We start from the raw sequence: 26,771 nt of genomic DNA, 5'->3' as shown, positions 1-26,771 counted from the left end.
AGATGAAATGGATATCACCAGTTTACAAAACCCGCGTGTAAAACACCTTGTCAAACTCAGGGAGGATAAGAAGCAAAGACAAAAAGATGGCTTGATCCTGGTTGAAGGTTACGATGAATTAACCCTCGCCCTAAATTGTGGATTTAAACCAGACACGCTTCTTTCTGCGCCCGAGCTTGTCAGCCAGACCTTGAACGTTCCAGACACTGAAGCTCTGACGGTTAGCCGAGCAGTCTTTGAAAAGATATCCTATCGTGATAACCCGGATGGCTGGCTGGGAATTTTCCCCATGCCATCTCCAAGCCTCAACGACTTAAAACTTTCAGAAACTCCCCTCGTACTTGTCGCAGAATCAGTGGAAAAGCCGGGAAATCTTGGTGCGATCCTGCGAACCGCCGATGCCGCCCATGTAGATGCTGTCCTTGTTTGTGACCCTCGCGTGGATGTCTGGAACCCAAATGTGATCCGTGCCAGCCGTGGAGCTGTCTTTGCCGTACCTGTTTTCGAGGTGCGCTCCCCTGAAGCGCTGGAGTGGCTCAAGTCTAGAAAGATGCGTGTACTTGCCGCTACACCTTCCGCAGACGCATTGTTTACTGGTGTCGATATGCAAGGTCCGCTTGCGATCGCCGTCGGCACCGAAGATAAAGGTCTGACAGACTTCTGGATGGATAATGCCGACCTGCGGGTAAAAATTCCCATGGCAGGCAGGGTGAACTCGCTGAATGTTTCGATTGCCACCGCCCTGATGACCTACGAAGCCATACGGCAAAGGACAAAATGAGATGAATCAATCAAAGTCACGCCAAACCGCAATGGACGTCTTTGCCACATTGGGTCGTGACCTGGCATCTACCACCGAGGCAAGCGCAGCCGCGCAGATTATCTTAAATGCCGCGAACACGCTGATCGGCTGGGACGCTGCTTATCTCATATTATACGATCCCGAAATTGGCGGGGTGCCGCGTCCATTACTTACCATCGACACCATCAATAATGAGCATGTTGAGCAAACCAATGCCATGCCGGATAAGCCCAGCGAAAATATGCTTAAGGCGATCAAGCAGGGTGAATTCATGTCGTTATATGACGGACCATTTGAGATTCCCGCGGCTTTCTCTTTTGGCGACCGCCGGAAACGCACGCTTTCGCAAATGTTTGTTCCGGTCGTCAGTGGAAAACGGACCATTGGAGTGCTTTCCATTCAAAGCTATGAAGTTAATTTTTACAAAAGCGAGCAGCTAAGCCTATTAAAAGACCTTGCCAGCCATTGTGCGGGTGCCTTGGAACGCATTTGGGCGCAGGAAGCCCTTGGAGAGTTCGTAGAAAGGCTAAAGGTTTTGCATACGGCGGTAAATGAGATCAATGCCAGCCTTGAAATGGAGCGAGTCTGTCAGGTAGTTCACGAGACCGTTTCACGGATAATGCCCTGTAATGACTTTGTGATCGATGGGTATGATGGAAAAAGCAACGAGATCATTCCCATCTTTGCAGTTGAACATCCGAACCGCAGGGTATATGCAAATCGCTACATTGCCGACCATGGACTGGCGGGTGAGATCGTACGCACAAAAAAGCCGCTATTGTTCCATACTAAAAAAGAAATAGATGGAAGCAACATTCAATTCGAAGACTTTAGTTCCTTTGAAGAGGACCCAACCGAATCGATCCTGGCGGTTCCCATGATCTTACATGGCGAGATCTACGGCATGGTCTCGGCGCAATCCTACCAGCCCAATGCGTATGCCCAGGAAGATCTATATCTGCTTGAAGTGCTTGCCTCTCATGCGGCGATCGCCATTGAAAATGCCCGTCTATTTGACTCGATACACCGTCTTGCCAACACCGATGAACTGACGGGCATTTTGAATCGCCGCCGTTTCTTCGAGCTTACCGAGCACGAATTTATCAAAGCTCAGCAGACGCAGATCCCCTTATCCATTATTATGCTGGATGTGGATGACTTTAAATGGTTTAATGATCGGCATGGGCATAAAATGGGAGACGCCGTATTAGTACTTGCGACGCAGACCTGCAAAACATCCCTTCGCCAAGATGATATCTTTGCAAGAATGGGCGGCGAGGAATTTGCAGTCGCCCTTCCCAACACACGGATCACAGATGCGGTCGAAGTAGCGTCCCGACTGCGGTCAGCGATCCAGATCGCCAGGTTTTCCGATCAGAGTGATTTGCCATCTCTAGATGCGCCTGTGATCACTGTCAGCGTTGGCGTTACAGAATTTGATCATACTTGCAAATCTCTTGATGTATTGCTCGACCGTGCCGATAAAGCCATGTACCTTTCCAAAAATTCTGGGCGAAATCAGGTCCAAATCTGGAATAAAGATTAATTGCATCAAATATCCACCTAAAAACCTCTTGATGATTTCTTGACTCACTCAAAGCACTCCTTAACCCCAAATTGACCTACAACTGAATACACTGCTTCCATATGGAGGCACGCATGAACGACCTTTTGTTTCTTGGATTAACCGTTCTGTTCTTTTTGCTTTCCCTTGGGCTGCTCTATGCACTCGATGGGTTGCGGGAGGACAAGTCATGAATCCACTTTATTGGATTACTGGAATCGTGGCGATGGGACTTTTGCTTTATCTCGTTCTGGCTTTGGTAAAACCGGAGTGGTTCGGATGAACACCTGGCTTCAATTGATTTTTTACTTCGGGACTTTACTCCTCTTGACGAAGCCGCTCGGCTCGTACATGGCGAAAGTCTATCAAGGGTGAGCGCCTCTTTCTGGACCCGGTCCTGGGTCCCGTTGAACGATTCCTTTATCGCCTCTCAGGCATTGACCCGCGTTCCGAGATGACGTGGAAGACATACGCCATTGCCATGTTGGTCTTCAACATCTCCGGCTTGATCGCCGTCTATCTGCTTCAACGCCTGCAAGGGACTCTGCCCCTCAACCCGCAGGGACTCGGCGCAGTCTCGCCCGATTCCGCGTGGAATACGGCGGTGAGTTTTGCCAGCAACACCAACTGGCAGGGCTACGGCGGCGAAACGACGATGAGTTATCTCACCCAAATGCTTGGCATGACCGTGCAAAACTTTGTCTCTGCTGCGACGGGTATGGCGGTGATGGTTGCATTGATTCGCGGCATCATCAGGCACACCACCAAAGAGATCGGCAATTTCTGGGTGGATATGACGCGTTCGGTTATTTACATCCTGATTCCGCTTTCTCTCGTGTTGGCATTGGCTTTGGTTTCGCAGGGTGTAGTGCAAACTTTTAGTGAATACAAATCCGTCACATCTCTTCAGACAGGCGAGTCTCAACTCATCGCTGTAGGACCTGCTGCTTCGCAAGTCGCGATCAAGCAGCTTGGCACCAACGGCGGCGGATTCTTCAATGCCAACTCGGCGCATCCGTTGGAAAACCCAACTCCGTTCTCAAACTTTTTGGAGATGTTGTCCATTCTCTTAATTCCTGCCGCGCTTTGTTACACCTACGGCAAGATGGTCGGAGATACCCGTCAGGGTTGGGCGTTGCTGGCAGTGATGACGATTGTGCTGGTTGCCCTGCTCAGTGTGGCGATTTGGGCAGAGCAAGGCGGAAACCCCATGTTCGCAAAACTTGGCATTGACCAGACCCAGTCTGCGACCAACCCAGGCGGAAACATGGAAGGCAAGGAAGTCCGCTTTGGGATCGTGAATTCCGTGCTGTGGGCAACCGTGACGACCGCCGCCTCGAACGGCTCGGTCAACGCCATGCACGACTCCTTCATGCCGCTGGGCGGACTCGTCCCGATGTGGCTCATGCAACTCGGCGAGATTATCTACGGCGGCGTAGGCTCAGGTTTGTACGGCATGTTGGCATTCGTCATCATCGCGGTCTTCGTCTCTGGCTTGATGGTGGGACGCACGCCCGAATACCTCGGCAAAAAGATCGAAGCTTACGAAATGAAGATGGCATCCATCATCATTCTCATCCCTGTCATGGTTGTTTTACTTGGCACAGCTGTGGCATTGATGACCGAGTCAGGGCGTGCGACGATCTTCAACCCGTCTGCGCATGGGTTCAGTGAAGTGCTGTATGCATTCTCATCGGCTGGGAATAACAACGGCTCGGCATTTGCAGGGCTGGGTGCGAACACGCTTTTCTATAACATCGCACTCGGTATCGCCATGTTCATCGCGCGTTATTGGCTGGCGATTCCTGTTCTGGCGATTGCAGGCTCACTGGCGAACAAGAAGAAAGTTCCTGCCAGCGCTGGGACCTTGCCCACGCACACCCCGCTTTTCATTGTCTGGGTCATCGGCGTCATCATCATCGTCGGCGCGTTGAGTTTCCTGCCCGTGTTGGCGTTGGGACCAATCGTAGAACACTTGATGGTGTTTGGTAATTAGTGATTAGTAAATGGTAATTACCAATTACTAATCACCATTTACCCGAAGGATATATAAAATGACTACTAAAAAAACCGCCCGCCGCGAAATGTACCAACGCGCTGTGCTGGAATCCTTTATCAAACTTAACCCGCGCTGGATGGTACGTAATCCTGTCATGTTCGTGGTGGAAGTGGGCAGCGTACTCACCACCTTGTTGTGGATTCAATCTCTCGTCGGCAAAGGTGAAGCGCCCGCTGGTTTCATTGGCGCGATTGCGCTTTGGCTGTGGTTCACGGTCTTATTCGCCAACTTTTCTGAAGCGGTTGCCGAAGGACGCGGCAAAGCCCAAGCCGAGTCATTACGTAAAGCAAGGCAAGATACACCTGCAAAAAAAGTTAGTGCAAAAATTGAGAAGTTTGAAAGCTCAAATGTTGAACATGAAATCGTTTCTTCAACGACATTGCGAAAAGACGACTTATATCTTGTTGTAGCGAGAGATATTCTCCCCGCCGATGGCGAGATCGTCGTTGGAATCGCTTCGGTGGATGAAAGCGCCGTGACGGGCGAATCCGCTCCGGTGGTGCGTGAGGCGGGCGGTGACCGTTCCGCTGTCACTGGCGGCACGCGACTCCTTTCTGACTGGCTCATCATCCGTGTCAGCGCCGACCCCGGGCAGGGATTTCTCGACCGCATGATCAGCATGGTCGAAGGCGCGAAGCGTCAGAAGACGCCGAACGAGATCGCGCTCAATATTTTGCTGGCAGGCTTCACCATCATCTTTCTTGTAGTAGTTACCACGCTGCTGCCGTATTCAATTTACAGCGTCGAAGCCAGTGGAAGCGGCACGCCCATCACCATCACCGTGCTCATCGCGCTGCTCGTCTGTCTCATCCCCACCACCATCGGCGGTTTGCTTTCTGCCATCGGTATCGCGGGCATGGACAGAATGATCCAGCGCAACGTCATCGCCATGTCGGGTCGCGCCGTGGAAGCGGCGGGCGATGTGGATGTGCTGCTGCTCGACAAAACGGGCACCATCACGCTCGGCAATCGTCAGGCGGTCGAGTTCATCCCCGTCAATGGCGCCAACGCAAACGAACTCGCCGAAGCTGCCCAACTCGCATCCCTTGCCGATGAAACTCCCGAAGGTCGTTCCATCGTGGTGCTTGCCAAAGAAAAATTTGGTTTGCGCGGTCACACCGTGGATGGTATGCACTTCATCCCGTTCACCGCGCAAACGCGTATGAGCGGAGTGGATTTACCCCCCTTACATCCCCCCAAATCGGACGACGATCTTTCGTCCTATTTGGGGGGAACGAGGGGGGTGCAAATCCGTAAAGGCGCGCCAGACACGATGATCGGATTGATCCAATCCAACGGAAACGGCGTCGCCTCAAATCTCAAGCCGACAGTTGATTCCATTGCCCGAGCCGGGGGGACTCCGCTGGTGGTGACTCGCGACAACAAAGCGCTGGGAGTCATCCACTTGAAGGACATCGTCAAAGGCGGCATGAAGGAACGCTTTGCGCAACTGCGCAAGATGGGCATCAAGACCGTGATGATCACTGGCGACAATCCGCTCACGGCTGCCGCGATCGCCGCCGAAGCAGGCGTGGATGATTTTCTGGCACAAGCCACGCCCGAAGCCAAACTCAAACTCATCCGTGAATATCAAACGGGCGGACGCTTGGTTGCGATGACAGGCGATGGCACGAATGACGCGCCCGCCCTTGCCCAAGCCGACGTTGCCGTGGCGATGAACACAGGTACTCAACCCGCGCGTGAAGCCGCCAACATGGTGGACTTGGACAGCAACCCGACCAAGTTAATTGAGATCGTGGAGATCGGCAAACAACTGCTGATGACTCGTGGTGCATTGACTACCTTCAGCCTTGCCAACGACGTGAGTAAATACTTTGCAATTATCCCTGCTGCATTTGCTAGCACATACCCGCAATTGAATGCGCTCAACATCATGCGCCTTGCCACCCCCGAAAGCGCGATTATGTCGGCGGTGATCTTCAATGCGCTCATCATCATCGCGTTGATTCCGCTGGCGTTGCGCGGCGTGCCCTATCGTGCTGTTGGTGCAGCACAACTCTTACGCGACAATCTTTTGATCTACGGTCTCGGCGGTTTGCTCGTGCCGTTCATTGGGATCAAGGTCATTGATATGTTGTTGGTGGCTTTACATTTAGTGTGATGTCATTGCGAGGAGGGCGCTCTCCCCGACGAAGCAATCTCAGACTTAATCATGGGATTGCTTCAGGCGGAAGAACACCGCCCTCGCAACGACGAGATACGGAGTACAAAATGAAAACAAAACTTTCCCTTTCCAAACTTATTGGCATTCTTTCCACGGCTGGGCTTGCGGCTGCCAGTGTCGCGCCGAATACGTTTAATATCCCCGTCACTATGCGCCCATGGCTTTTCATGTTCACCATTGTGTGGGCGTTACTGCTCGCTTCTGGAGTCTTTTCATGAAAGCACAACTTCGCCCAGCTATCACGTTGCTGGCATTACTCACGGTTATTACGGGTGTGATCTATCCGCTCACTGTAACGGGACTTGCCCAAGTTCTCTTTCCGCAGCAAGCAAATGGAAGTCTCATCGTCATGGACGGCAAAGCCTATGGCTCGGAGCTCATCGGTCAGCAATTCGATGACCCGAAATATTTCTGGGGTCGTCCTTCTGCGGCTGGGTATAACGCTGCCGCTTCGTCCGGCTCCAACTTGGGACCGATGAATCCGTCACTGGAAGAAGTCGTCCAAGCGCGAATGGATGCGCTCCAGTCCGCAGACCCGAACAACTCGCTTCCCATCCCCGTGGACTTGGTCACCGCCTCTGCCAGCGGACTTGACCCGCACATTAGCATGGCTGCGGCGCTGTATCAGGTCTCTCGTGTGGCATCCGCTCGCGGGTTGAGTGAGGCGGAAGTTACATCCTTGATCAAGAAATATACCGAAGGGCGTCAGTTTGGAATTTTCGGCGAGCCGCGAGTCAATGTCCTGTTCTTGAATCTTGCGTTGGATGGGATACAATAATTTTGATGGACAAACGCCCCGACCCAGATGAATTACTAAAAAACATTCAAGCCGAAGAAACCAAGCGCGGACGGCTCAAGATCTTTCTTGGTTATGTGGCAGGTGTAGGCAAGACCTATGCCATGCTCGAAGCCGCGCATCAACGAAAGATACAAGGTGTGGATGTGGTGGTGGGCTACATCGAAACACACAAACGTGCCGAGACTGAAGAATTAGTAGAAGGGTTGGAGGTTCTACCGCGCAAGCAAGTGGAATATCGCGGTGTCACCCTGCCTGAAATGGATGTGGATGCGGTCATCCAGCGTAAACCGCAGTTGGTGTTGGTCGATGAGTTTGCGCACACGAATGCGCCAGGCTCACGGCATGCCAAACGCTATCAAGATGTGCAGGAGATTCTTGCAGCGGGGATCGATGTTTATACCACCTTGAACATCCAACATCTTGAGAGTCTGAACGACATCGTCGCGCAAGTGACCGGAGTCATTGTCCGCGAGACGATACCAGACCGCGTAATAGATGAAGCCTCTGAAATTGAAGTGATCGACCTGCCGCCAGATGAATTGCTGGTACGTCTGCAGGAGGGGAAGGTCTACGTTCCCGATCAGGCAGCGCGGGCGATTCAAAAATTTTTCCGCAAGGGAAATCTCACCGCATTGCGTGAAATGTCTCTGCGTCGCGCCGCCGAACGTGTGGATGACCAAATGCGCGCGTATATGCAGACCCGCGCCATTCAAGGCATTTGGGCGGCAGGTGAACGTTTGTTGGTCTGCGTCAGCCCCAGCCCGTTGAGCGAGAGACTCGTCCGCACGACAAGGCGGCTTGCGGATGAACTCAATGCCGAGTGGATCGCTTTGTATGTGGAAACGCCGCAGTTTGCATCCATGTCTCCCGAGAAGCGTGACCGTGTGGCGAATATTTTGCAGTTGGCAGAAGACTTGGGCGCACGGTCTTACACGCTGTCCACCAGCAATTCGATGGATGCGGTTTCAGAGACCATCATTGAGTTTGCCCATAAGAACAACATCACCAAGATCGTGGCGGGCAAGCCGCTCCGCCCGCGCTGGCAGGAGATGTTACGCGGTTCGCTGGTGGATAAACTCATCCACCAAAGCGGGGATATTGATGTCTATGTCGTCACCAGCGCCGATAAACCCTCTGCGCCTGCAGAAGAAAGCCCGCTGCGTTTGCATAGCTCGGTCAGCCGTTATGCGTGGAGTCTGTTTTTGGTTACATTGGCAACCGGGGTGGGTGGGATGATCGGCGGGCGCATCGAAGCAACCAATCTCGTTATGGTGTATTTGTTGGCGGTCGTTTTTGCGGCTGTGTATCTGGGGCGCGGACCTGCCATCTTTGCTTCCTTCATCGGCGTGCTGGCATTCGATTTTCTATTTGTACATCCCTTCTTTACCTTCACAGTATCGGATACGGAATACATCATTACTTTTATCGGATTGTTTTTGGTGGGAGTGGTCATCAGCCAGTTGACGGCTCGGGCGAGCGAACAGGCAGAGGCGGCGCGTCAGCGTGAAGCGGAGACGGCGGAACTGTACGACCTCAGCCGCGATCTTGCATCTGCTGCCGATATCGAAACGATTTTGTCTGTCTTACAAAAACACATGGAACAGACCTTTAGCCGTAGTATTGCGGTCCTGTTGCCTGAGAGCAATCATCTCGTTACGCGCGCGCTGAGCAAAGAGATGAATTTAAACGAAGAAGAACTCGCAGTGGCCGATTGGGTCTATCGTCATGCCGAACCAGCCGGGCGGCACACCAATACCTTGCCTGCGGCGCAGTTGCGCTACCTGCCGCTCAAAACTTCCAAAGGCGTGGTGGGCGTGCTTGGCGTTGGCAAGCCGAGCACTTCCAACTCAGACCTCACGTCCGCGCAACGCCGATTGATGGAAGCCTTTGCCAATCAAGGCGCGCAAGCCATCGAACGCGCACAACTCGAAGAACAAAACCGTCAGATCGCCTTATTGCAATCGGCAGAGAAATTACAGAATACTTTACTCAATTCCATTTCTCACGACCTGCGTACACCTTTGGTTGCCATCACAGGCGCGCTCTCAGCACTCGATGAAAAAGACATGGAGATCGATGAGCCCACCCGAAGCGCACTCATCGAAAATGCACGCGGCGAAGCAGATCGACTCAATCGGCTGGTCGGCAATCTACTCAATATGACGCGCATCGAAAGCGGCACGATCAAACTGCGCTTGGAGCCTGGTGATATTCAAGACCTGGTGGGTACAGCGCTCGAGCAGCTTGGCAAACGCACTGAGAATAATCCCATCAAAGTGAATATCCCTGCCAATTTTCCGCTCGTGCCCATGGACTTCACGCTCATGGCGCAAGTCATCGTCAATCTTTTGGAAAATGCCATCAAATATTCGCCGCAGGATTCATTGATCGAAGTGACCGCTTCATTGGATGAATCAAAAGCCCGCCTTCAAATTCTGGACCGTGGGGTTGGGATTCCCTCCGATGACCTTTCGCGCGTCTTTGACAAATTCTACCGAGTCCAACGCCCCGAGAGTGTCAGCGGCACCGGGCTGGGACTCTCCATCAGCAAGGGCATCGTCGAAGCGCACGGCGGGGATGTTCGCGCGAAAAATCGTGAAGGGGGCGGCACGATTTTGGAAGTTGAATTACCATTGAGTGTATGACGACAACCACCAATCAACGCATTCTGGTCGTGGACGATGAAGCGCCCATCCGGCGCTATTTACGTGCGGCATTAAGCGCACAAGGTTTTACCGTGTATGAATCCGCCTCAGGGGAAGAAGCATTGCAAGCTGTGCTCAGTCACCGCCCCGATATCATCATTCTGGATCTTGGTTTGCCCGATATCGACGGTATCGAAGTGACTCGCCGCCTGCGTGAGTGGAGTCAGACTCCCATCATCATCCTCTCTGTACGTGAATCGGAGCAGGACAAGATCGCCGCTCTTGATGCAGGCGCAGATGACTACCTCACCAAGCCCTTCGGCACAGGCGAACTTCTGGCGAGGATGAGAGTCGCATTGCGCAAACAATCGTCGGCGGCGAATGAACCGGTCTTTGAATCCAAAGGCTTGAGCGTGGATTTTGCCCGTCGGCTCGTGCAAGTGAACGAAAATGAAATTCAACTCACGCCGACGGAATATGACCTGCTGAAAATTCTGGTGACGCATGCCGGCAAGGTCATCACGCATCATCAATTGCTGCGGCAGGTGTGGGGCGATGGTTACGATGACATGCACATACTCCGGGTCAATATCAGCAATTTACGGGGAAAGATCGAGCCAGACCCGTCGCGCCCGACCTACATTCATACCGAGCCTGGGGTGGGGCCAAAACCTAATGAAATATCTGCGCCGTGGAAGGTCTGACAGCATTGATAAAATCTTGACCTTTTCTTGACCTCCCTTGATAATTCCTTGACCCTAATTTGACTGACAACTGAATAGACTCCTCCTGTTTGAAGCGCGTCCTATTTTCGCTTCACATCCCAGGAGAATGTTTTCAGTATGATCAATAACGATAGTGCAAAATCCCCCATCATAGAGCGGGATACAAATCACACGCCTCCACGCACGTTTCGATCCTTTTTTATCGGCAGGCCGCTTTCCACAGCCGATGCACCGCACCAGACCATCGGTAAAGCCGTTGGCTTGGCTGTTTTCGCGTCTGATGCTTTATCGTCCACCGCATATGCCACGCAGGAAATTTTAGGGGTTATCGCCGCCGCTGGAACAATTGCCTATGGTTATCTGTTTCCAATCTCAATTGCCATCATTACCCTACTGGCAATTGTTACTATTTCGTACGAACAGACCATCCATGCTTATCCCGGCGGAGGCGGAGCGTATATCGTTGCCCGCGATAACCTCGGTGAGTTGCCCGCTCAAACCGCTGGCGCTGCCTTGCTCACCGATTACATCCTGACCGTTTCGGTATCGGTATCATCTGGTGTTGCTCAGATCATTTCGGCATATCCAGATTTGTTTGAGTACCGTGTTTGGATCGCTGTTGCGGCTGTTTTTCTGATCATGTTGATCAACCTGCGTGGGGTGAAAGAATCCGGCACAGCATTTGCCATCCCAACCTACTTCTTCGTAGTTGTGATGGTCTTTACCGTTGGCTACGGACTCTTCCGCTTCTTTACAGGTTCTTTGGGCATGGTCATTGATCCACCGCATTTTGAAGCGCATCATGTCATTTCGGTTATTACCCCGTTCATTCTTCTGCACGCCTTTGCCAACGGTACCACCGCTCTTACAGGCGTGGAAGCCATCTCGAACGGCATCACTGCTTTCAAAGAGCCGCGCAGCAAGAACGCGGGTATCACCTTGATCTGGATGTCCCTGATCCTTGGTTCACTCTTCCTGGGTTTATCCTTTTTAACCGGGAAAGTGCAGGCTGTATTCTCTGAAGAAGAGACGGTCATTTCGCAATTGGCACGCACCATCTTTGATGGCAGAGGCGTTTTATATTACATGTTGATCTCCGGTACGACCGTCATCCTTATCATGGCTGCCAACACTGCCTTCGCAGACTTTCCACGCTTGGGTGCGCTCCACGCTGGGGATGGTTTCCTCCCGCGCCAGTTGACCTATCGCGGCAGCCGCCTCGTCTATTCACGCGGCATCATGACGTTGGCAGTAATCGCCTCTTTTCTCATCATCATTTTTCAGGCAAGTGTAACAAGGCTTATACCCCTATATGCCATTGGCGTATTCCTTTCCTTTACCCTTTCGCAAGCGGGCATGGCTCGCCGCTGGTGGAAGATCGGTCACTTGCAGGCGGGCGAAGAGATCGTCGAGCCGGGGTCGGTGCTCAAGTTTGAAAAAGGCTGGCAATACCGCATGGTTATCAACGGATTTGGGGCAGTATGTACTGCCATCGTGATGGTTGTATTTGCGGTGACGAAATTCAAGGAAGGGGCTTGGGTTGTACTCATCCTGACGCCCATTCTTGTGACGATCTTTTTCTCAATTCATCATCATTACAAGAACGTCGCCAACAATCTATCGCTTGATAATTTCGGCGCCATCCCGCCGCATCAGACCCGTCACCGTATCATCATACCGATCAGTGGTGTACATCAAGGCTCATTAGCTGCTTTGCGCTATGCGCGCATGCTTTCAGATGATGTGACCGCCGTACATGTCGCGATCGAGCCTGCCGAAGCGGAAAAGGTCAAAAAGAAATGGGAATTATGGGGCGAAGGGACTCGCATGGTGATGTTAAATTCACCTTACCGCCTCTTCCTTGAGCCCTTGCTGGAATACATTACAGAAATCTCCGAGCGCCGACAGCCCGGTGAGACCCTGACTATTGTTGTACCGGAATTCATCTCGAATAATTTACTTGGCTCGGCACTTCATACGAATACTGCAGACCTATTACGCAGTCAGTTAAAACGCCAGGAAGGGGTGGTTATCATTAATGTCCCTTATCAACTGAGAGAACATACTCACTAACAAAAAGAGAGTGCTCGGTTGAGCACTCTCTTTTTGTTTAATCTGCAGCTATGGCGTCACGCTTCACAACTATAGAGTCTGCTGTTACGTTCGCTCGCTCATTAGTGCTGTCATCTGCCACCCCGTATTGCACTTCCAATTCATGGCGGAACTGCTGGGTGTACAGGCGATAGTAATGCCCGCGCGCGCGCAAGAGTTCGGCGTGAGTACCCTGCTCCGCAATGCGACCATCTTCGATCACAAGGATCCGGTTCGCACGGCGAATCGTACTGAGACGATGTGCGATCACGAAGGATGTGCGACCTTTCATCAAGGCTTCCATGCCTTTTTGGATCAACGCCTCGGTCAACGTATCTACGGAGGAAGTGGCTTCATCCATGATGAATAACTCCGGCTTGGCAAGCACGGCGCGCGCCAATGAGATCAACTGCTTTTGTCCGACGGAGAGCAGGTTGCCGCCTTCGCCTACGTTCTGGTCATACCCCTTTTCCAAGGTAGTGATAAAGTCATGCGCCCCGGCGATCTTCGCGGCTTCTTCCACATCCGCATCACTTGCTTCCAGCTTGCCGTAACGGATGTTCTCGCGCACCGTCCCAGAGAATAAGTGCGGTGTTTGCAGCACGATGCCGATGCGCTTATGGATCGACTCCATGGTGTATTCGGTATAGTCACGCCCATTGATGCGGATCTCGCCTTTGCCGGGTTCGTAAAAGCGGCAAAGTAGATTCACAATGGTGCTTTTGCCGCCGCCGGTCGGTCCAACCAGAGCGATGGTCTCACCTGGTTGCACCTTCAGCGTGAAATCGGTCAACACCGGCTTGCGGTCTTCGTAGAAGAAATCCACGTGGTCGAATTCGATCTCGCCCAGCAGGGTTTGCGCTTCGACCGCCTCGCTTTTATTGTGGACCTCGGGTTGGGTATCTACCAATTTGAAAATTCTTTCCGCTGAGGCGATACTGTGCTGGGTCTCGGCGTAGACGCGCGCCAGGTCCTGCACCGGCCACATCATGAAGGTCAGGTACGAGACGAAAGCCTGGATGCCGCCAATGGTGATAAAGCCCAGTTGGATCTGCACACCACCGTACCAAACAATGGCTCCCAATGCCACCGCCGCAACGATCTGCACAGTGGGGAGGAAGAGCGCCGAAAGCCAGGCTGCCCGGTAGGATGCCTTGTACATGTTTGTGGTCAGCTGCTGGAACTCGACCAGGTTTGCATCTTCCCGTCCCAACGCTTTGACCACACGCACACCTTGAATATTTTCGTTATACGCGCCAGTGATCTTGCTGTTGGCGCGCCGACTCTGACGGAACTCTACCAGGATCAATCCCTGGAATTTCATCGCCACGAAGATCATGATCGGGATAATCGCAGAGACGATCAATGCCAGCCGCCAGTTGATGATCGCCATGAAGGTCAACGAAGTAATGATGTTCATCAACGCCCAAACACTATCGACAATTCCCCAGGTCACAAGTTCTGAGACGCGCCCAGTATCCGATGTGACACGGGCGATCAATCGTCCTACCGCATTTTGGGCATAATACGAGAGCGACAGGTCCTGCAAATGGTTGAACAACAATTTGCGCAAGTCATATTGCACCCGTTCACCCAGTACACCGGCAAGGTAAATGAACGTAAACACAAACACCGATTGCATCAGCAGGAATGCACCATAGATCCAGGCAATATGGATGATATAGGCAGTATCACTAAATTGAATCCCTTGATCGACGATCTGTTTGTTGAGGTATGTGAAATATGCATCCAGGCTTGAGACCAAACCGATGGTAATCAGGAAACCCAGTACCCACTTCCAATGCGGCTTGAGAATGCCCATGATGCGCCAAAACACCGGTGCAGTGAACTGGGATGTATGTTCTTCTTCTTCGAGTTCGTATAATTCTTCAGACATTTTAGTTTCTCCGTAGGGGCGACTCGCGAGTCGCCCCTACTCGCGAGTCGCCCCTACATAATCAATTCGCTCTTGCGATCTCTTCTTCCAATTCCTCGTCAATTCGCGTCTGGATCTCATACACCTTGCGATACATACCGCCAATCTGATTGACAAGTTCTTCGTGCTTGCCATGCTGCACAACTTGACCTTTATCAAGCACCAGGATCAAGTCTGCTTTCATCACGGACTGAATGCGATGCGCAATGATAAAAGTGGTGCGGTTCTCCATCAGGTTATCCAGCGCTTCACGGATGGCAGCTTCAGTTTCAGTGTCCACTGCCGAGGTGGAGTCGTCAAGGATCAGGATGCGCGGATTCTTCAGGATTGTGCGCGCCACGGTAACACGCTGCTTCTGCCCGCCGGAAAGTGTCACGCCCTTTTCACCGACGATGGTGTTGTAGCCATCCGGGAAAGTAACAATGACATCATGCACAGCAGCGGCTTTCGCAGCGGCTTCGATCTCTTCCTGCGTCACTTTGCGACCCACGCCATACAAAATATTCTCGCGGATCGAGCGGCTGAACAGAAACGGTTCCTGCTGAACAATGCCGATCTGCTCACGCAGATACTTGCGTGGATAATCCTTCAAGTCCACCCCATCGAGAAGGATGACACCGTCAGTATAATCATGGAAGCGCGGCATCAAATTAACCAGTGAAGTCTTGCCGGAACCGGTCGAACCAAGCAAGGCGATAGACTGCCCCGGTTTGATGTGGAAGGAAACATCTTTGATGACGTGATGGGTTCCATCTGAATAAATGAACGAGACATCTTTGAATTCGATCTCGCCTCGTACCGGACCAACCGACTGGACTTTGCCACCATCGAGGTCTTCCCGCGCCTGTTTGGTGATTTCCATTAAACGCTGGTACGAGACCATGCCAGTTGACGTTTGCACGATGGTACGTCCCAGGTTACGAATGGGGAAGATCAGCCAGATCAATAAGCCGGTATATGCAACGAAATCGCCAATAGAAATCTCGTTGTTGATCGCCATAAAGGCGGCATAGATGAAACCAAAGAGCATTTGTCCGCCAAGCACGATATCTGAGAGGGGCCAGAAGAGTGAATGCATCAAGAGCAGCAATTTACCCTTCAAATACTTCACCCAATTATCTTTCTCGAACTTCTCCTTCTCGTAATCCTGCCTTGCAAAAGCTTTCACCACGCGAACACCGGTCAGATTTTCCTGCAAGGTGGTGGAAAGAATGGCTTCCTGCGCCTGATAGTCTTCATAGGCTTTGGTTACTTTCTTGAAGAACCACAAAGATACCCAAAAGATGAGTGGAATGGTAACTACTGAGATGAGTCCCAGTTTCACGTTGATATATAGAATTGCAGCCCAATTGATAAAGAATAGCAGCACAATTCTGCCAACACCAATGGCTTGTTCTGAGTAGAAACGGCGCAGGGCATCCACATCTGAGGTGACTCTCTCGATCAAATCACCGGTGGGGGTGGCGCTGTGATATGCGAAGCTCAAGCGTTGAATATGATCGAAGAGGAAGTCGCGCAAACGGCGCGTAATGCCTTCAGCGGTATAGGCAGCCAGCCGTCCTGAAAGGAATGCGCCGCCGCCTTCGATCAACGCCAGCAAAATGAAGCCAAGACCGATCCACAGAAAGGTTTGCGTCATGGTGGAACCAAGCATTTTTCCCTGTTCAAGCACATCATCGGCGAAAAAGCGCAAAAGCAGGTAGACAGAGGTCTTTGCCAGGGCAGAAAGAGCGAGAGCAATGGTTGCAGCCATGTAAGACAAACGGAAATCCGTCATCATGCGCCACAAGCCAAGCAGACGGTTCTCATGCAGGGCATCGCGGAAATCAAAATACTGGGGAGGGGTCGATTGGGTATTCATGAGTGTTTCTCCAAACAAAAACAATTAAACAAAAAGGCTGCGGCGCATGCGCCACAGCCCAAAACGATACGGGAACTGAAAAGACCTAGAGACGGTCTATAGGCGCACTCAGAGAAGGCAATTTGCCATCTGCGATGGGGTTGGTGAAAAGTGTGTTGGACATCAAGAGTGCGCTCCTTTCTTTGGATTTTTATTACGCCGAGAGTTTACACCCGCGCAATGAGTTGTGTCAAGACCGTATTATGCAGGTCGAAAAAAATCATGGAACAAAAACTTCACACAATCCGGCAAAAATATCACAACGAGCTACTTCTTCTTCCAGCCAATTAACGCGGAATTGGGTCGAGCCGGTCTTTGGCGTCCAAAACAGGATCTCACCGGGTCTATCGAAACGTGGTTGGACGGTCTTGACCAAACCGCCAAAGCAATCTGCCGGGCTTAAGTAGGGCGGTTGCTGGTCGCCATAAATGGTGATGTTGGCACAAAAGTTACGCGGAATATAATCCACCTTCGTGGTTACCCATTGATGCCCCTTAAAGAAATCTTCGTCAGGCTGTCCGTTTTCATCCAGACGTTGAAAGCTAAACCCAGACACACTGCGTCGGTTGTATGAACGATTGAGAATAAAAAAGCTCGTATCGTTATAGAACAATGTGTAATGATTGCCTTCAGGATAAAGAACCGTTGGCGTCATATAAATAGTTGGAGATGGCTGGATAGTTGATGTGGGCGGAACGAGAGTCTCAGTTGGCAGTGAAGCAGTAGGGGAGGGGGCGTCTGTTCCGGTTGGAGAAGCAGGACTCGGCGTAGAAAGAAGCGCCGCACCTGAGGATTCAGTTGGAAGGGTTGCGGAGTTAAGTCTGCTGCGGGTGAAGAAAAAGGCTCCAATTCCAAGTAAAAGCAACGCGCCTGCCATGAGCCAGTAATTTCTCTTTTGCGTTGGGCTGCTTGCACGGACCGTTGCCGGCATTTTCTTAATAGGTGTCTGTACTTCAGCTTTGGGCAATGTATAGTGTTCAGAGAGCGGTTCGAGCGCGCGTTCACTACGTTGAATAGTTGGAACACCGACTGGCAGCGGCGGCAATGACGCTTTTTTGGCAGAACCCGTGGAAGTGAAGGCATCTTCCAAAGCCTCCATGAATTTCGATGCAGACTGAAAACGCTCTCTCACATCTTTTTCAAGGACTTTCAATAAAACGACTTCAACGGCAGGTGCAAGCTCTGGGTTGAGCGTGCGGGGTGCGGGCGGCTTTTGGGAGATATGCAGCAATGCGAGGCTCGCCGGGGAGGGATCATTAAATGGAACGGAGCCGGTGAGAATCTCGTACAGGATGACACCCAGGGAGTAAATATCGGACTGCGGAACCGCATCTGCTGAACGTTTGGCTTGCTCTGGCGATATGTAATGAGGCGTCCCGAAAATGTTTCCTTGTGAGCCGTCGCGGACTTCGAGTGCCATGCCGAAATCACCCAACAAAACACGTCCATCTTTCGAGAGCAGGATGTTGGCAGGTTTAACATCGCGGTGAATCACCCCATGACGGTGGGCGTAATCCAACGCGCTGGCAACCGCTTTGCCAATTCGTAACGCGTCTACGACGGGCATTTTTTCGCCTTCTTCATGATGCCGGCTCATGATCGCACCCAGATCCTGCCCGTCCACATACTCCATCACGTAATACGGGAAGCCCTGAGTATCATCGGCGTAATAGATCTGAATAATGTTCTCATGATGCCATTTCGCCATCATACGCGCCTCGTTGACGAAGCGGCTGGCGTAGGCAGGATGGTTCTTATAGCGTTTATCCAGCACCTTAATCGCAACAGGGCGGTGCAGTTTTACATCCTGCCCGAAGTAAACCATAGCCATGCCGCCCTGTCCAAGCAGACGCTCGACAGTAAAGTTGGCAAGCTGCATTCCGATCAACGGATCTTTCATGATCTGGTTTTTCCTTTGGTCTGCGGCTTGGTCATGGTTTCGCGGCTCGCGGTGGTAATACGAGAAAGGTCACGGATAAATCGATTGAACCCTTCGGCATAGGAGGCAAGATAATCCTGTGTGATCAGGTTCGCCAGATCCCTGCGACCAATATTGAGGAGGGTTTGCACATGCGGACGGAAATCGCGCAAATGAATGTGCAATACAGAATTCGCGTCAGTAATGATGCTCCAGGCAAGTTGCTTCTGATTGTTATCATCCTTGGCGGTCATAAAGCGTGTGAGTGTGCTGGAAGGTACGACCGCACCCACGTTTGAGATCACCTCACGCCCTTTGATGAGGTTATTGAGCACTTCAAAGCGCTCAGGTATTTTATCCAAAAGGCGCTGAATTGGGAGGGGCAGGTGCGCCATCAGTTTGATCGCCCCGGCAGCCGGACTGTCTCCCTGGGCTGCCATTTCTTTTGCGCGTGCAAGATAGGCACCAAACCCAGCCAGGGTAGAAAGATAGTTCCTTTGCATGCGGTTAAAACTGGCGAAGATTACTGTGCGGTCGCCCTTTTGAGCAGATTCAAAAGCATCCAGCATGTTTAGGGTTTGAGCATGCATGGCGAGCAGGTTCAAGTCGGCGAGCGGAACTTCTACATTCATCGGGTAAACGCGGTCACGCGGCGTCTTGAGGCTGGCATCCATAGGGATGAGAATCGCAGGGTTGGTGCGGCTGCCCTCTTCCACAAGCTGGCGAAGCGCAGCGGCAACCTCAGGCTTGGTAGCGGAGAGGCGCTGAATTTCATCTGTCACTTTGCGTGATGGAGTGTAGGTTGCCGCATGTATGGCGCGGTACAGCACCAGCAGATCATTGACCGTTAGCTCGATCCTATCATTGCGCTGTTTGAAATCTTTACGCAGGGAGAGGCAGGCTTTCAAGTCTATGATATCGGTTTCAGCCCCAGCCTCTGGCGCAACGTGCGGGGCTTGCTGTACGAGATCCAGATCGGCAGGGGAGAGCTGTAGGGTAAGTGAAGTATAGATCCGCATATCGGTTGGGACGGCGGCGGGCAGCATACTCAAGTAACGTCCCCATGAAAGGGCTTCATTGGTCATCACTTCCGAGAGCGCAGTTCCCCAGGCGCCGTCAAAGAAAATATGGGATTGATCAAAAACAAAAGATTCGCCCGTGTCGAAGATGGTCAGTGCGTGTGAGCCGACGCCGCGCTCGGTTTGGCGCAGCTCTGAAAGCGGCAGCATTCGCGCATGAGGGTCAACAGAGATCAAGATGGGGGCGAATTTCAAGTTATCCAGGTCGTTAACCAGCACCGGGTTAAGTTTTGAACGCAAACCCGCCATGGCTGAACGTTTGATGCGGGCAAGGGAAGATATCTGCGAAGGCGTGGCAAATGGAGATGCCAGTAGAGCCGCGATCTGCGCACGGGCTGTCAGCACATCCAGCGGATTCCCTGCTTCATCACAGACCGGCAGGAGATAATAACTATCATTATGGATGATACCGATCTTCGCGTCAGATAAATTAAATGGCACACGAATCTCACCGTAGGGTCCCGGCTCAAGATAAGCAACTATGGACATTTGGTGTTGATAGGCATGCAACCCTTGCCCCATGGCACTGCGAAAGGAATTATCCCAGCGGGCTTTAAGCGCTTCAGGCAGAGTTTGAAGTTTTCCGCGCATAAATTCTTCGAACTTTTTACGGCGATATGCAGGGTAGTCATACTGCGCACCATCTGCTTCTCGCCGATACGGACGTTTTGTTTCCCACTCCCGCAGAATTCGCTTGGCACGCTGGGTTTCAAGCCCGGCTTCCAGGAAAGTCCGCTCCAATAGTGCGATCGAAACCCGTTCACGCCATTCATTCTCGAGCAGGGAAGGGTATTGATGCAGGCAGGTCACTGCGGACATAAACCAGGCAGTTAACCGGTCGGTCTTATTCAAGTGAATGTGATGCTGTTGCAGTAATGTATCGAATCCGTGGGTTTCATTGGCATGCCGCGCCGTATCCTCCCGCAAGGCATAGTCCACATAGAATTGCCACATGCCTTCAGGGAATGCCGATTCGGGGTCTTTGCCTGCCAGTCGCAATAAATTTTGATATCCCCATAAAACCGCGGCAGGTCCGGCAAAGAAAGCACCATATACAGCCTGATCGAGGATCTGTTCCACGCCGCTGAAGAGAGCAGTCACATCTTGCTGCAATTTTTGCACAGGGATGCGCCGTCCCGGCAGGCGCGCCAACCCGCTTAGAATCATGCCGGGTACATTTCCCGCCGGCATGATCTTTGAAACCATTTGCACCACCGCTTCGATCTCAGGCAGAGTCAGCCGCGAAAGCTGCTGGGCAGAGATGGTCTTTGCCACACTGCGCAGACTGGCAGCGGTCAACTCCGAAGCCCGGGTGATGTTGGATGTGTCTGCGCTCATTAAATGAAATTATATTTCACGTTCCCGGTCTGCCCCTCTATTACATCTTGCAAATTTGTTAGGTGGTGGATATATAATTGACACATGAACACACAAGGCTTTCACCTCACTGGCAGCTTGGCTGTGCCGTTGGATTTCAACGCCTCCACCCTCGACGAGATCACGGTTCAGCTTTCTGACGGCTTTTACACCACATTTAGCACACTAAACGGCGGGACAAAGGTCCTCGGATTGCAAGCCCACTTAAATCGATTATTTCTCCCTGCAAAAGAGCAGGGATTGCAGCCTTCTGTGGATGAAATAACACTGCGCCGCCATATCGTTGAGGCGGTGCACCAGTATTCACCAAATGAGGTTCGAATCCGCCTCGTATTGACCAAGGATACGGGGGATGTTTATCTTGGCATTCAAGCTTTCACGCCGTCGCCCGCTGATATCTATGAGAAGGGCGTACATGTCATTACTGTCATAAAAGGCAAAAACCTTATAACCGCCCAGAAGGGCATTCTGCTTGGAGTGACACGTCGTGCCGTTCTGAGACTCGCACGAGGGGAGGGGATGTCCATAGACTATCGCTCTCCGCGCGTGGACGAGAAATTTAATGAAGCCTTCATCACGTCCAGTTCTCGCGGTGTGGTTCCGATCATCTCCATTGATGAAAAGAATGTGGGGGAGGGCGGGGTAGGGGAGTGGACGAAAAAACTATCTTTAGCGTATCAGGCATACGTTCACAATAAGAGTGAGGATATTTGCTCTTAGCATTTGAGCTTGCGCAAAAAATAAAGCGACTGTCTAGATTGACAGTTGCTTTATTTTTTCAGCTTATTTTTGTTTTCAAAGACATCGTAGTAGGCTTTATCCAATTCTTCATCAGATAAGTGTGTGTATCTTTGCGTGACTTGAATGTTCTTATGCCGCGCAAGTTCCTGCACGATCCGCAGATTTCCAGTGCCTCGTAAAGCAGAGGTGACAAAATAATGTCTGAAAGAGTGCGGGGTGATGACACCAACCAATTCGTTGCCAAGAAATTGCTCTACGCGCTCTTTAACGATGTTGCGCCCAGTTGTAGGAGTCATGGATTTGATCTTTTTTCCGGCTCCTTTATCATGCCGTGCGAATACAGGTAGGGAACTGAGTTGTTTTCCTGTATTCCCATCGATCACGGAACGACGGGCCAGATAATCTTTGATGTATTGTAATGAACGCGAAGAAAAGCGCACAACCGCTTGTTTATTACCTTTACCAATGATCACGGCACGACCTTCATTCCAGTCAATATCGCCGCGCCTAAGATTACAAGCTTCATGCACCCGAAAACCGGTATCTGCCAAAGTAACCAGAAATGCCCGGTCTCGATATGCGCGTAGCTGAACATTGAGCAATTCGTCTTCTTCAGCATTACTATGCATTAATTCTTCAACAACCTGCACTTTCTCAATGAGCTTCTCGATTTCTACAATGGGAAATTGTAGTATTTTCACGCCAGGGCGACGTGCACGTTGACGAATAAGCACCACCAGACGTGACTGATTGACGTTCGCGTAATTTTCCGAGTCGACAAACAGGTAGAAGCCTTTTACGGCTTGCAAATACAACTGCTCCGTAGCCGTAGAATAGACAGATAAATGCTCCACGAACTTTGCAAAAATATCTTCAGTTAGATTTCCAATGGGGGTGACGGCTGGATCCATGGATTTTTTGGCCAATACTTCACTGAACGCTGATAGTGCATTTTTATAGGCAAGCATTGTCCGTTTGCTGCGCGCACGTTCGATCATTCGTAAATATTGATCTATTACATCTGCAACGGTAAGCGATTTACTCTCAGAGGTATCTGCCATGCCTTAATTATACGAAATTCCTTGTTCTTGTCAATGATTGCGATAATAATACTTATCGAAAACATAAGAAGGATTTTTGAAATCCACCGTTTACAAGACCTCCCACGCTCCCCCGCCGACTGTAAATGCGGAATGATGAGTGCGAAATGCAGAATAAAAAACGAAAGGCGAAAAGCGCCTCTCTACAATTCATCATTCCTAATTCTGCATTCTGCCTTGCCCTTCCCCCCTCCCCCACGCGGATGGATGCACTGTAGGTCACGTTTATAACGTGACGGCTCAACTTCTGCCCTTTGCCTTCCGCCTTTCAACCCTACTCTATTCGGCCTTCTGCATTCTGTTCGCAAGGTCTTCCCAACCCGCCAACCCTTCCGACAAACCAAGTTGCGGAGCAAGATTTTTCAAGGCTTCCAAGACTTGATAGTAGTTGATCTTTTTAGCAATAAGATAAGAATTTACCCACGTACTATATGCCTCTTGTTGCTGTTCGTTTTGAATATACACAAACCCCATATTGAACAAGGTGACACATAACCCGGCGCTATCGCCGATCTGCTGTTGAATCGTGAGGGACTGTTTGAGATAATCGAGCGCGGTCGCGTAATCGCCTTGTGCCTTGAATATCTGCGGGATGCGGTGATCAGAATAAGTAAATATTGTGAAAAATATGGGGGTGTCGAGGTTTGGTAGTGTAGAATTGCGGACTTCGGAGAAGGAAGCAAATGCCCAATATCATCATTTTGATCATCTGCCTGACTTTATTGTTCGGTTTCCTAAACGGCATGCATGACTCTCGTAACGTGATAACGACCATTGTCTCATCACGGGCGTATTCGCCCCAAATCGCTTTGGGTATCACTGTTCTAGCGGAACTATCAGGTCCGTTCATTTTTGGAGTGGCAGTTGCAAACACGATCGGACGCGGCATCGCCGACCCGGCGAGTATCAGCCTGAAAGTCATTTTGATAGCGTTATGCAGTGCCGTAATATGGAATTTATTCACCTGGAAATTGGGAATTCCGAGCAGCTCCTCCCACGCTCTGATCGGCGGGATCATCGGCGCGGCATCGGCGCGGGCTGGCGCTGGAGCAATCCAGGCGGATGGGTTGCTAAAGATCCTGATCTCATTATTCGCCTCCCCCATCCTCGGTTTTGTACTTGGCTTTATTTTGCTCAGGTTTATCTTCGCATTGTGCATAGACGCCCCGTTGCGGATCAACGAATTCTTCAAGAAAAGTCAACTTTTGACCGCCATCGCACTCGGGCTAAGCCATGGCAGTAATGACGGTCAAAAGACCATGGGTGTTATTACTCTGGCACTTGTCACTGGCGGATATATCAACTCATTTGCTGTGCCGCTTTGGGTGGTGGCTGCCTGTGCGCTGGCACTTTCCGGTGGAACCGCCATTGGCGGATGGGCTTTACTCCGTAAGCCGGGAAACACCTATTACAAGATCCGCCCCATAGACGGCTTTTCTACCCAGATCACTGCGGCATTGGTGATCATTGGCGCCTCTATCGTTGGTGGACCCGTCAGTGCCACACAGGTGATCAATACCGCCATCATGGGGGTTGGAGCGGCAGAACGGGCGAACAAAGTCCGCTGGGGTACGGCCAAGGACATCATCGCCGCATGGATCCTAACCATTCCCGCCACGGCTTGTATTTCTGCAGGCATGTACTGGCTGGCAACAAGGTATTTGATCGGATTATAAGAAAAGCCCCGAACGGGGCTTTTCTTATATGTGATTAGTACAATCCTGCTGCTGCAGGAACATTTTCACGAGGATGCAGGAGGATGGCATCTTTGTGGCAGCTTGCCCGGCAGACTCCGCAGCCAAAACATGCTGTTGGGTCGATGGAGACCTTCTTGTTATTTGATGAATAACGGATCGCTCCATACTGACACTGCCGCATGCATAAGCGGCAGCCGTTGCAGGAATCCGGCAAAACTTCAGCAACCCATTCTGCGCGAAACATCACAGGGTAATCTTTACGGGCATGTGTAATACGATATGCCATGCAGTCCTGATCGCAATTACACAGACCGCCGATAAACGGCGTCTTGAATGTCCACACGGAATGGACCAGTCCCTCTTTATCCAGTTTACGAATGGACTCGAGCGCCTCTTCCTTGCTAAGCGTTTCAAGGCTGAATGAGTCGTCAAGTGACTCCATCAACTGTTTATCCATGGTCAACCCGTAACAATATCGGGCGTTCATATTCCCCGTGGTCACTCTACGGCACACACAAGGGAGACGCACTGCACCCTGCACCATGGTTTCAAATATTTTTTCCACATCCTCCATGGGCACCACCTGCCCATAATGATCTGCTTTCTGCATGCGGGTCAGCGCCGGCTTGGCGAGTTTCATTAATGGTGTGCGGCGGACCTTATCCAGCTGTTTGACGCTTTTTGGCACACGGACATGAAATCCGTTCAGAAAGTCTGCGGCATATTCGCGCCGCTGGTTCTGATCCAGCAGGTCTTTTGAATAATTCTCCATCGTCAGGTACCACTTCTCCCCTTCCCCGTGTTGAGTGCAAAATTCACACATGACAGCCTCCTTATTTTCAAAAAGTATAGCCATGCAAAGAAAACCATCCAAGTGACATTACTCCGTGATTTTCCAACTTTATTAGACAGGAAAATCCATTGCGTAATTAGAATTTTTGTTCTATAATTATTCCATGAACGCTCTCGATACTCTCGTCGAACTCTCCAGCCAGATGACCTTGGAACACGCCGAAGAATCGCGAGGCGTCTCGGCAGCACAAGAGCGGGGTTTCTCCGCCCCTGCAAAACCCGGCTGTTATTCTCCAAAAGAACAACGTGCCGCTTTCGTCCACCCGGCGCAATTGCCGAATGGCAAGAGCATTCAACTGCTCAAGACCCTGCTTTCTTCTGCCTGTGAGCGCGATTGTTTCTATTGTCCCTTCAGGGCCGGGCGCGATTTCCGGCGCGCCACCTTCAAACCAGATGAATTTGCGGGGCTGTTCAGCAAAATGAATCAGAGTGGCTTCGCTCAGGGCGTCTTCCTCAGCTCTGGCATTGCAGCCGGAGGCGTCCGCACCATGGATAAGCTGCTCGACACCGCCCACATCCTCCGCTCAAAGCACGGCTTCAAAGGCTATCTGCATCTCAAGATCATGCCGGGTTCCGAGAAGGCACAAGTCTATCGCGCAATGCAGCTCGCCGACCGCGTCTCGGTCAACCTCGAAGCCCCCAGCACCGAACGCCTCGCCAAGCTTGCACCCCATAAAATTTTCATCGAAGAACTTATGCGTCCGCTCAGGTGGGTTGAAGAGATTCGCCGCAGCGTGCCTGCCTATAAATTTTGGAACGGCAAATATCCCAGTACGGTCACCCAATTTGTAGCTGGTGGTGCTGATGAAAGCGACCTCGAACTGCTCAATACCACTCAATGGCTGACGAAGAACGTCCGCCTCAAGCGCGCCTATTTCTCTGCTTTCCATCCCATTTTGGATACCCCCCTCGAAAATAAAGCCGCTGTGAATCCCATGCGTGAGCATCGCCTCTACCAAGCTTCGTTCTTGCTGCGTGATTACGGCTTCGAACTGGAAGACTTACCTTTCGCTTCGGATGAAAACCTTCCGCTTCACACTGACCCGAAACTTGCCTGGGCACAAGTGAACCTGACCCACGCGCCGATCGAAGTCAACCTGGCAGATAAACAACAATTGATCAAGATACCCGGTGTCGGCACCAAAGGGGCAGATGCGATCCTTTCGGCACGGCGAACTCAAAAATTGCGAGATCTCTCTGCGCTGAAGAAACTCGGTGTTATCGCGGAGCGCGCCGCTCCCTATGTTTTACTGGATGGTAAGCGCATGGCAAGTCAGCTCGCGTTGTTTTAATAACCTGTA

The 26,771-nt window shown here is 51.4% G+C and carries 19 protein-coding genes and 1 pseudogene; 13 read left to right on the top strand and 7 right to left on the bottom strand.

Features of this window, described 5'->3' with window-relative positions; genetic code table 11:
* Positions 1-7 precede the first annotated feature (7 nt).
* The 10 genes and pseudogenes from IPG80_RS11465 (at position 8) to IPG80_RS11420 (ending at position 12,852) form a co-directional block, all read left to right on the top strand.
* Positions 8-781, top strand: coding sequence for an RNA methyltransferase (locus IPG80_RS11465; RefSeq protein WP_345106694.1), 774 nt, complete (start codon positions 8-10; stop codon positions 779-781).
* Between the two features lies 1 nt (position 782).
* A complete protein-coding gene (locus tag IPG80_RS11460; protein ID WP_345106692.1) occupies positions 783-2,348 on the top strand; it encodes a sensor domain-containing diguanylate cyclase in 1,566 nt (521 codons plus the stop codon).
* A gap of 208 nt (positions 2,349-2,556) precedes the next feature.
* Positions 2,557-2,649 (top strand): K(+)-transporting ATPase subunit F, encoded by a 93-nt coding sequence (gene kdpF, locus IPG80_RS11455; RefSeq protein WP_345106689.1) that lies wholly within the window; start codon positions 2,557-2,559, stop codon positions 2,647-2,649.
* Positions 2,646-4,362 (top strand): annotated as a pseudogene (kdpA, locus tag IPG80_RS11450) (potassium-transporting ATPase subunit KdpA). The gene kdpF and the pseudogene kdpA overlap by 4 nt, the downstream one beginning before the upstream one ends.
* Positions 4,363-4,420: 58 nt before the next feature.
* Complete coding sequence (kdpB, locus tag IPG80_RS11445; RefSeq protein ID WP_345106684.1) at positions 4,421-6,547, top strand: potassium-transporting ATPase subunit KdpB; 2,127 nt, start codon at positions 4,421-4,423, stop codon at positions 6,545-6,547.
* 110 nt (positions 6,548-6,657) lie between these two features.
* Positions 6,658-6,828: a hypothetical protein gene (locus IPG80_RS11440; protein ID WP_345106682.1), complete on the top strand. Its 171-nt coding sequence runs from the start codon at positions 6,658-6,660 to the stop codon at positions 6,826-6,828.
* On the top strand, positions 6,825-7,388 hold the full coding sequence (gene kdpC, locus IPG80_RS11435) for a potassium-transporting ATPase subunit KdpC (protein ID WP_345106679.1): 564 nt from the start codon (positions 6,825-6,827) through the stop codon (positions 7,386-7,388). The genes IPG80_RS11440 and kdpC overlap by 4 nt, the downstream gene beginning before the upstream one ends.
* A gap of 5 nt (positions 7,389-7,393) precedes the next feature.
* Positions 7,394-10,054, top strand: a complete 2,661-nt coding sequence (locus IPG80_RS11430; RefSeq protein ID WP_345106676.1) for a sensor histidine kinase KdpD — start codon at positions 7,394-7,396, stop codon at positions 10,052-10,054.
* Positions 10,051-10,758 (top strand): response regulator transcription factor, encoded by a 708-nt coding sequence (locus tag IPG80_RS11425; RefSeq protein WP_345106673.1) that lies wholly within the window; start codon positions 10,051-10,053, stop codon positions 10,756-10,758. Before IPG80_RS11430 ends, IPG80_RS11425 begins: the two co-directional genes overlap by 4 nt.
* A 138-nt stretch (positions 10,759-10,896) precedes the next feature.
* Positions 10,897-12,852: an amino acid permease gene (locus IPG80_RS11420; protein ID WP_345106670.1), complete on the top strand. Its 1,956-nt coding sequence runs from the start codon at positions 10,897-10,899 to the stop codon at positions 12,850-12,852.
* 37 nt (positions 12,853-12,889) lie between these two features.
* On the opposite strand, the gene IPG80_RS11415 is transcribed toward IPG80_RS11420, so the two are convergent.
* From IPG80_RS11415 to IPG80_RS11400, 4 genes are all read right to left on the bottom strand, one after another.
* The gene (locus IPG80_RS11415; protein ID WP_345106667.1) at positions 12,890-14,767 is read right to left on the bottom strand and encodes an ABC transporter ATP-binding protein; all 1,878 of its coding nucleotides are present in this window, start codon (positions 14,765-14,767) and stop codon (positions 12,890-12,892) included.
* 61 nt (positions 14,768-14,828) lie between these two features.
* A complete protein-coding gene (locus IPG80_RS11410) occupies positions 14,829-16,667 on the bottom strand; it encodes an ABC transporter ATP-binding protein (protein WP_345106664.1) in 1,839 nt (612 codons plus the stop codon).
* A gap of 259 nt (positions 16,668-16,926) precedes the next feature.
* Positions 16,927-18,606, bottom strand: coding sequence for a serine/threonine-protein kinase (locus IPG80_RS11405; protein ID WP_345106661.1), 1,680 nt, complete (start codon positions 18,604-18,606; stop codon positions 16,927-16,929).
* The gene (locus tag IPG80_RS11400) at positions 18,603-21,041 is read right to left on the bottom strand and encodes a hypothetical protein (protein ID WP_345106658.1); all 2,439 of its coding nucleotides are present in this window, start codon (positions 21,039-21,041) and stop codon (positions 18,603-18,605) included. The genes IPG80_RS11405 and IPG80_RS11400 overlap by 4 nt, the downstream gene beginning before the upstream one ends.
* Before the next feature lie 84 nt (positions 21,042-21,125).
* Between IPG80_RS11400 and IPG80_RS11395 the strand changes: the two genes are divergently transcribed.
* Entirely contained in the window at positions 21,126-21,800 is a 675-nt protein-coding gene (locus IPG80_RS11395; protein ID WP_345106655.1) for an aminotransferase class IV, read from the top strand.
* 50 nt (positions 21,801-21,850) lie between these two features.
* On the opposite strand, the gene IPG80_RS11390 is transcribed toward IPG80_RS11395, so the two are convergent.
* Both IPG80_RS11390 and IPG80_RS11385 read right to left on the bottom strand, forming a co-directional pair.
* Positions 21,851-22,882, bottom strand: coding sequence for a tyrosine-type recombinase/integrase (locus tag IPG80_RS11390; protein WP_345106653.1), 1,032 nt, complete (start codon positions 22,880-22,882; stop codon positions 21,851-21,853).
* 318 nt (positions 22,883-23,200) lie between these two features.
* The gene (locus IPG80_RS11385) at positions 23,201-23,506 is read right to left on the bottom strand and encodes a tetratricopeptide repeat protein (protein ID WP_345106739.1); all 306 of its coding nucleotides are present in this window, start codon (positions 23,504-23,506) and stop codon (positions 23,201-23,203) included.
* A gap of 98 nt (positions 23,507-23,604) precedes the next feature.
* Between IPG80_RS11385 and IPG80_RS11380 the strand changes: the two genes are divergently transcribed.
* Positions 23,605-24,597 (top strand): inorganic phosphate transporter, encoded by a 993-nt coding sequence (locus IPG80_RS11380; protein WP_345106651.1) that lies wholly within the window; start codon positions 23,605-23,607, stop codon positions 24,595-24,597.
* A 34-nt stretch (positions 24,598-24,631) separates the two neighbouring features.
* Here the strand turns inward: IPG80_RS11380 and IPG80_RS11375 are convergent, their stop codons facing one another.
* Positions 24,632-25,441, bottom strand: coding sequence for a 4Fe-4S binding protein (locus IPG80_RS11375; RefSeq protein ID WP_345106649.1), 810 nt, complete (start codon positions 25,439-25,441; stop codon positions 24,632-24,634).
* Between the two features lie 133 nt (positions 25,442-25,574).
* Between IPG80_RS11375 and IPG80_RS11370 the strand changes: the two genes are divergently transcribed.
* Positions 25,575-26,762: a hypothetical protein gene (locus IPG80_RS11370; protein WP_345106647.1), complete on the top strand. Its 1,188-nt coding sequence runs from the start codon at positions 25,575-25,577 to the stop codon at positions 26,760-26,762.
* Positions 26,763-26,771: the final 9 nt, after the last annotated feature.

The sequence above is a fragment of the Candidatus Villigracilis vicinus genome (genome assembly GCF_016702885.1).
Lineage (GTDB): Bacteria > Chloroflexota > Anaerolineae > Anaerolineales > Villigracilaceae > Villigracilis > Villigracilis vicinus.
The sequence above is the reverse complement of the archived record's forward strand: the minus strand, read 5'-3'. Positions and strand labels throughout refer to the sequence as shown.

Bases quoted from the DNA above. Each gene is read 5' to 3' on its own strand.
- IPG80_RS11430 (WP_345106676.1), top strand. From the start codon at position 7,394: ATGGACAAACGCCCCGACCCAGATGAATTACTAAAAAACATTCAAGCC.
- IPG80_RS11420 (WP_345106670.1), top strand. From the start codon at position 10,897: ATGATCAATAACGATAGTGCAAAATCCCCCATCATAGAGCGGGATACA.
- IPG80_RS11425 (WP_345106673.1), top strand. From the start codon at position 10,051: ATGACGACAACCACCAATCAACGCATTCTGGTCGTGGACGATGAAGCG.
- kdpF (WP_345106689.1), top strand. From the start codon at position 2,557: ATGAATCCACTTTATTGGATTACTGGAATCGTGGCGATGGGACTTTTG.
- IPG80_RS11405 (WP_345106661.1), bottom strand. From the start codon at position 18,606: ATGAAAGATCCGTTGATCGGAATGCAGCTTGCCAACTTTACTGTCGAG.
- IPG80_RS11395 (WP_345106655.1), top strand. From the start codon at position 21,126: ATGAACACACAAGGCTTTCACCTCACTGGCAGCTTGGCTGTGCCGTTG.
- IPG80_RS11380 (WP_345106651.1), top strand. From the start codon at position 23,605: ATGCCCAATATCATCATTTTGATCATCTGCCTGACTTTATTGTTCGGT.
- IPG80_RS11460 (WP_345106692.1), top strand. From the start codon at position 783: ATGAATCAATCAAAGTCACGCCAAACCGCAATGGACGTCTTTGCCACA.
- kdpC (WP_345106679.1), top strand. From the start codon at position 6,825: ATGAAAGCACAACTTCGCCCAGCTATCACGTTGCTGGCATTACTCACG.
- IPG80_RS11465 (WP_345106694.1), top strand. From the start codon at position 8: ATGGATATCACCAGTTTACAAAACCCGCGTGTAAAACACCTTGTCAAA.
- IPG80_RS11400 (WP_345106658.1), bottom strand. From the start codon at position 21,041: ATGAGCGCAGACACATCCAACATCACCCGGGCTTCGGAGTTGACCGCT.
- IPG80_RS11375 (WP_345106649.1), bottom strand. From the start codon at position 25,441: ATGTGTGAATTTTGCACTCAACACGGGGAAGGGGAGAAGTGGTACCTG.
- IPG80_RS11370 (WP_345106647.1), top strand. From the start codon at position 25,575: ATGAACGCTCTCGATACTCTCGTCGAACTCTCCAGCCAGATGACCTTG.
- IPG80_RS11410 (WP_345106664.1), bottom strand. From the start codon at position 16,667: ATGAATACCCAATCGACCCCTCCCCAGTATTTTGATTTCCGCGATGCC.
- IPG80_RS11415 (WP_345106667.1), bottom strand. From the start codon at position 14,767: ATGTCTGAAGAATTATACGAACTCGAAGAAGAAGAACATACATCCCAG.
- kdpB (WP_345106684.1), top strand. From the start codon at position 4,421: ATGACTACTAAAAAAACCGCCCGCCGCGAAATGTACCAACGCGCTGTG.
- IPG80_RS11390 (WP_345106653.1), bottom strand. From the start codon at position 22,882: ATGGCAGATACCTCTGAGAGTAAATCGCTTACCGTTGCAGATGTAATA.
- IPG80_RS11440 (WP_345106682.1), top strand. From the start codon at position 6,658: ATGAAAACAAAACTTTCCCTTTCCAAACTTATTGGCATTCTTTCCACG.